The organism is Wenjunlia vitaminophila DSM 41686, assembly GCF_000380165.1.
Classification (GTDB): Bacteria; Actinomycetota; Actinomycetes; order Streptomycetales; family Streptomycetaceae; genus Wenjunlia; species Wenjunlia vitaminophila.
In genome coordinates this window covers 46,364-52,363 of record NZ_KB904675.1, presented here as the reverse complement: position 1 = coordinate 52,363, position 6,000 = coordinate 46,364, and the positions used below count along the sequence as shown (strand labels likewise).

The window sequence follows — 6,000 nt, the reverse complement described above, 5'->3', positions numbered from 1 at the left end:
CCGTAACCACCGGGGGCCTGCGGCTGCTGCGGAGGAGCCGCAGGCGGATAACCGTAGCCACCCGGCGCCTGAGCATGCGGCTGCGGCGGCGGAGCCGGAGGCGGATAGCCGTAACCACCCGGGGCCTGCGGCTGCTGCGGACGGAACAGGTCGTCCGGTGTCAGCTCGCCGGAGTTCGCCCGACGCCGGCCTCTCGGTCCCCCCGTTTCGTCTCCCCGTCCGCCGTACGTCACCGGAACTCCCGCTTCATGGCTCTGCTGTGGACTGCCAACCGTCGGGTCACGCTACCGGTTCCGCTTCGCGATCGACCACGTGCTCACGGAAGGGCGGCGAGGACGGTGACACCCTCGGCCCGCGAATCGTCCGACTAGCCCGGCAGAAGTCCGCTATGCCGCGTGGTCGCCGTCACAGCCACAATCAGCCAGCGGACAACTATGCGGCCATCTCCTCCTCAACCAGACGCGCGCTGAACTCCCGCACCACCGTCTCCTCGCGGAACGGCTCGAGGCGCCGCCGGAAGTCGTCCAGGTACTCGGCACCCCGGTTGGACCGCAGCGCCGTCAACAGCCGCACCCCCTGGTCGGCCGTGGCGCAGGCCTGTTCCACCTCGCGCTGCTGTACCTGGGCTGACGCCAGCAGCAGCAGGTCAACCGCTCGCCGCCGCACCCGCTCCTCGGGGTGTCCGGCCAGTGCTTCCTGCGCGTACCGCTGGGCGGGGCCGGGCTGACCCAGGTCGCGGTGGCAGTGGGCCAGTTCGTCCGCGAGGTAGGCCTGGTCGAAGTGAGCGATCCAGTCGGGGTCGTCGTCCGGCCGACGGCGCTCCATGGCCTCCATGGCCCTGCTGGCGTTGAGCTGGCAGGCCCTGGCGTCACCGAGTTGGGCGTGGCCGCGCGCCTCGGCGGCGAAGAACATCGCCTGGGTGGTGGGGGTGACCTGGCCACGGGCGCCTTCCTGGGCCGCGCGGGCGAGCTGGGTGATCTCCCTGGGGTTGCCGAGCTGCGCGGCCAGGTGGCTCATGCCGGCCGCCAGCACGTAGCCGCCGTAGGCGCGGTCCCCCGCCGCCTGGGCGAGCCGCAGCGCCTGGATGTAGTAGCGCTGGGCCAGGCCGGGCTGCCCGGTGTCCACGGCCATGTAGCCGGCCAGCTCGGTCAGTCGGGACACCGCCGCGAAGAGCTGCCGCCCGGTCGCCTCGGTGTAGGAGCCGCCGAGCAGCCCGGAGACCACGCTGTTGAGGTAGTGCACCAGGACCGGCCTGATGTGACCGCTGCCGAAACGGTGGTCGAGCTCCACCAGCGCCTGAGTGGTCGCGCGCACCGCTGCCACGTCCGCCCGCCCCACCCGGGGGCCGGCGGTCCGCCCCACGTGCGGGTCGGGTCCGGTGATCAGCCAGTCCCGGCTCGGCTCGACCAGCGCGGAGGCGGCCACCGACGAGCCGGTGAGGAAGTCCCGCCGTCCCACGTCGCTGCGCCACAGCTCGCATGCCTGTTCCACGGCTCCGGAGATCGTGGGGGCGAACTGGAGCCCCACCCCGGAGGCGAGGTTCTTGCCGTCGGCCATGCCGATCTCGTCGAGGGTGACCGCACGGCCCAGCTTCCGCCCCAGCGCCTCGGCGATTATGGCCGGCGCCCGCCCCCTGGGCTGCTGGCCCCGGAGCCAGCGGGCGACGGAGGTCTTGTCGTAGCGCAGGTCCAGGCCGTGTTCGGTCCCGCACATGTTCACCCTGCGCGCCAGTCCGGCGTTCGAGCAGCCGGCCTCCTGGATCAGTGCCTGTAGCCGTTCGTTCGGCTGTCGTGCGACCAACGGTCGAGCGGCCATGGCCCCTCCTTCGTGTGTAGGGCCCTGTGCTGGTGACGGTGTCCCCGGTGCCCTGCTGACCGTGAGCCCGGCTCCGGGCTCACCCGTGTGGTTCTCCTGCCGCTGATGGCGCTCCCCGGGAGGCGACCGCCACGTCACGGCACCGCCGTTGCCCGGCGCCGCCGTTCGACGCCCCCGTGGCCCTCACCGTGGCCGGGTCGGTCGCACGGCGTCGGTCCTGGCGGAATCCTGCCCACACACTTCGGCGCGAATTCACCACATTTCCTGGGATGTCGCGGTACGCCCCACAGAGGACACCACCAGCGGACTACCCGGAACCGGACTGCCTTCCTCCTGCGCGCCCCCAGTGGTGCATCGGTGCGCCCTGCGTGCGCGCACCGAGGTTGGCGACTTCGAGCCGTAACCCCTCTGGGGAAAGGCAGTTGAGTGAGTGTGGACGACACCATGGGAGCCCAACTGGACGGTCCGCTGCTGGAGTCGGCGATGCGGTACGCCCGGGAACGTCACTGGGACGTGTGCTCGGGAGCCTGGCTGGTGGAGGACGCCGGCGACACGCAGTGCTCGTGTGGCACGCCGCACTGCCCCGCGCCGGGGGCGCACCCGCTACAGCCCGACTGGGCGCAACAGGCGAGCAGCAGCCCCACGGCGGTGCGGCGGATGTGGTCGCAGACGCCCCTGGCCTCGATCCTGCTGCCCACCGGGCGGACCTTCGACGTGATCGACGTGCCCGAGCCGGCGGGTTGCCTCGCCCTGGCCAGGATGGAGCGCACCGAGGTCCGGCTCGGCCCGGTGGCCTGCGCCCCGGGCCGCCGCATGCAGTTCTTCGTCCTCGCGGGTTCGGCCGCCCGCGTCCCGACGCTGGTGCGGCAGCTCGGCTGGTCGCCGAGGTCACTTGACCTCGTTGGCCGTGGGGAGCGTGACCACGTGGTCGCGCCCCCGTCGCGGGTCGGCGCCCTGGGCCCGACGCTCTGGGCCCGTCCGCCGACCCCGGCCAACCGCTGGCTGCCCGAGGCGGAGGAGTTGATCGGCGCGCTGGCCTACGCCTGCGGCCGGGACGCCGCGGCTGCCCGGCCGCGCTGAACGCCGTCCGGCCCGGGCCCTAGCGCCCCAGGCCCGCCAGGAACGGCTCCACGGCCTGACGCCACCCCTCGGGCCGCTCGCAGTGGACGATGTGCCCGCAGTCCGGCACCTCGGCGTAGTGTCCGTCCGGCAGCGCGCGGACCATCTCCTGGGCCTCGGCGCGGCCGAGCGCACCGTCCAGCCCGCGCACGACGAGCGTCGGGCAGTGGACCAGGGCCAGGTCGTCCCAGTGCGACTCGAAGGCCCAGGGTTCCAGGGAGAGCATCATGTGGTCGAACGAGAACTCGGGCCAGTAGCCGTCCGCCCGCTCCTCCATCACCTCCACGAAGTAGTCGCCGCGCCCGGGGCTCGGGCGTTCCAGGGTGGGGTCGTCCTCGGAGAACCAGCGGCGCACCGCGTCCAGGGAGTCGAACGGCAGCGGCCAGCTCTTGAACCAGTCGAGCCAGCGCCGCTGCCCGTCCTCGCCGAGCGTGGAGGCCTTGGTCTCACTGACCACCAGGCCACGCACCAGGTCGGGGCGTCTGGCGGCGAGTTGCCAGGCGGTCAGTCCGCCCATCGCGTGGCCCACCAGGACGGCCGGGGCGAGCCCCAGGGCTTCCACCACCGCCTCGACGTCGGCGACGTACGAGCCGCGGTCGTAGGGGCCCGCGGGCTTCTCGCTGTGGCCGTGGCCGCGCTGGTCCACGGCCACGGTCCGGAACCGGGGCGCGAGCCACCGGGCGGTGTTGTCCGCCCACGTGGAGGCCCGGCCCATCAGGTCGTGCAGGAGCAGCAGGCCGGGGCGGTCACGCCTCCCACCGTCCGTCGCCCCGCGTCCCGCGCCGAACTCCCAGGCGGTGAGCCTGACACCGTCGGCGCCCATGACGTCGATCTGTCGAACCATGTGTCGCACCCCCATCCGCGTCCTGCCAGGGTCTCCCCCACCTGGCACAACCTGTCAGCTCTGCTTCGGACACTTCTCAGGCTATCGAACACACTTTCGATACATGCTTTCGATGCATGTGGGACACACGCGCCAAAGAGACCGGGTGGCGCCAAATAACGCTCGTTTGAGTGACAACGCCCACGTGTTGCCCGCCGTTACTGAGGGGAGTCTTTGAGCGGGAGGGGGTCCGGACGGGGAAGCCGGACCGCGAAAAGGGGAAACCCGGAAAGCTCGGGGTTCCGGGTGTCACCAGGGGGGCAGAGGGCGGAGTAGCCCGGGGCGCGGTGCAGCGCCCAGGGCTCTCCGCCCTCCCGGCGCACCCGCCCTTCCAGCGTGTCGGCCCGCACCCCGCGGGCCCGTCCGTGTCCGACGGGCCCGCGGCGGCACCGGGCGGCCGAGGCGGCCTCAGCGCTTGGCGACGAAGACGTGCGAGGCGACCTCGGGGGCCAACTCCGCCGCCTCCCCGCCACTGCCCACGAGGACCCCGCCCGCGGACTCGGTGACCATCACCACGGCGCCCGGCTGCACCCCGGCGCGGCGCAGCGTGTACATGAGCTGGGCGTCGGCCTGGATGGGCTCTCCGATGCGGCGGACCACGGCGCTCTTGCCGTCCGATCCGGGCGCCAGGTCCCCGAGGCTGACCATGCCGTCCCCGAGGAACGGGTCCGCCTCGGACTGCTGGCCCAGCTCCTCGAGGCCGGGGATGGGGTTCCCGTAGGGCGACTCGGTGGGGTGCCGGAGCAGTTCCAGGACACGGCGCTCGACGGCTTCGCTCATCACGTGCTCCCAGCGGCACGCCTCCGCGTGGACCTGCTCCCACTCCAGACCGATCACGTCCACCAGCAGGCACTCCGCCAGGCGGTGCTTGCGCATGACCCTGGTGGCCAGCCGCCGCCCCTCCTCGGTGAGCTCCAGGTGGCGGTCGCCCTCCACGGTCAGCAGGCCGTCGCGCTCCATCCGCGCCACGGTCTGGCTGACCGTGGGGCCGCTCTGCTCGAGCCGCTCCGCGATGCGGGCGCGCATGGGGACCACACCTTCCTCCTCCAGCTCCAGGATGGTGCGGAGATACATCTCAGTGGTGTCGATGAGTCCGGACATGCGTGCCCCTCGATCCTCATGGTTGCTCTCCAACAATTCTGACCCATGCCACCGACAACGGGAGACCTCGCGACCGTATTGACAGCGCACCGTGCAGCCAGCACCGTGATCGGCCATGACTGACGAGCTGCCCGGCCGCTACCTCGAGACGGCCATCGCCCTCCTGGAGCGGGTCAGGGAAGAAGAGTCCCAGAAGATCAGCGAGGCGGGGGCACTGATCGCCGACACCGTGACCGAGGGTGGGCGACTGTTCGCGTTCGGTGTCGGCCATTCCAGCCTGCCGGCCCAGGACGTGGTCTACCGGGCCGGCGGTCTCGCCCTGGTGAACCTGCTCGCGGTCCCGGGCGGCACCGGTGTGGAGGTGCCGGCCCCCCTGGGCAGCGCCCTGGAACGGGTGAGCGGACTCGCTGCCGCGGTGCTCGAGACCAGTCCGGTGCGCCGCGGCGACCTGCTGGTGGTGATCTCGCTGTCCGGGAGGAACGCGCTGCCCGTGGAGATGGCGATGGGCGCCAGGGAGCGCGGCCTGGCAGTGGTAGGGGTGACCTCGGTGGCGTACGCCGAGCACACCACCTCACGGCACGCCTCGGGGACGTTCCTGAAGGACCACTGCGACCTGGTCGTGGACAGCAAGATCGAGGTCGGCGACGCGGAACTGGAGGCCCCCGGCGTGGAGGTCAGGTTCGGTTCCGTCTCGACCGTGGTCACCAGCGCCATCATGCAGTCGATGGTGGCGGGCGCCATCGCCGCCCTGGGCGCCCGCGGCAGCACCCCGCCGATGCTCCGCTCCGGCAACGTCGATGGCGGCCTCGACTGGAACAGCAAGGTGTTCGACGAGCACCGGGACCGGATCTTCTACACACGGTGACCGCCCACCGCCCCCGTGCCGTCGCCGGTGGAGCCAGGCCGCTGCCGGGTGGCGTCACCGTCGGGCTCCGGGTGGCTCCGAACGGTGTCGGTCCTATCCGTGCACGTCACGCGCGTACGCCGATGGGGTTGGCCGTGGTGTTAATTGCCTTGCGTTGCTCCTGGGTGCCTGTTTACGGTGACAGCACACAAGAAGGGAGGTGGTCCGGAGAATGATC

General features: G+C 71.9%; 5 protein-coding genes. 2 read left to right on the top strand and 3 right to left on the bottom strand.

What is annotated here, in order from left to right:
• Positions 1-432: 432 nt before the first annotated feature.
• A complete protein-coding gene (locus tag A3IG_RS0115955; RefSeq protein ID WP_018384578.1) occupies positions 433-1,815 on the bottom strand; it encodes a tetratricopeptide repeat protein in 1,383 nt (460 codons plus the stop codon).
• 432 nt (positions 1,816-2,247) lie between these two features.
• Between A3IG_RS0115955 and A3IG_RS0115950 the strand changes: the two genes are divergently transcribed.
• The gene (locus A3IG_RS0115950; protein WP_018384577.1) at positions 2,248-2,895 is read left to right on the top strand and encodes a bifunctional DNA primase/polymerase; all 648 of its coding nucleotides are present in this window, start codon (positions 2,248-2,250) and stop codon (positions 2,893-2,895) included.
• A gap of 19 nt (positions 2,896-2,914) precedes the next feature.
• On the opposite strand, the gene A3IG_RS0115945 is transcribed toward A3IG_RS0115950, so the two are convergent.
• A complete protein-coding gene (locus A3IG_RS0115945) occupies positions 2,915-3,778 on the bottom strand; it encodes an alpha/beta fold hydrolase (protein WP_026220308.1) in 864 nt (287 codons plus the stop codon).
• A 447-nt stretch (positions 3,779-4,225) separates the two neighbouring features.
• Positions 4,226-4,918 carry a metal-dependent transcriptional regulator gene (locus tag A3IG_RS0115940; RefSeq protein WP_018384575.1) on the bottom strand — a complete coding sequence of 231 codons (693 nt, stop codon included), beginning with the start codon at positions 4,916-4,918 and terminating at the stop codon, positions 4,226-4,228.
• 115 nt (positions 4,919-5,033) lie between these two features.
• On the opposite strand from A3IG_RS0115940, the gene A3IG_RS0115935 reads away from it, so the two are divergent.
• The gene (locus A3IG_RS0115935) at positions 5,034-5,783 is read left to right on the top strand and encodes an SIS domain-containing protein (protein WP_018384574.1); all 750 of its coding nucleotides are present in this window, start codon (positions 5,034-5,036) and stop codon (positions 5,781-5,783) included.
• The last annotated feature ends 217 nt before the right edge of the window (positions 5,784-6,000 follow it).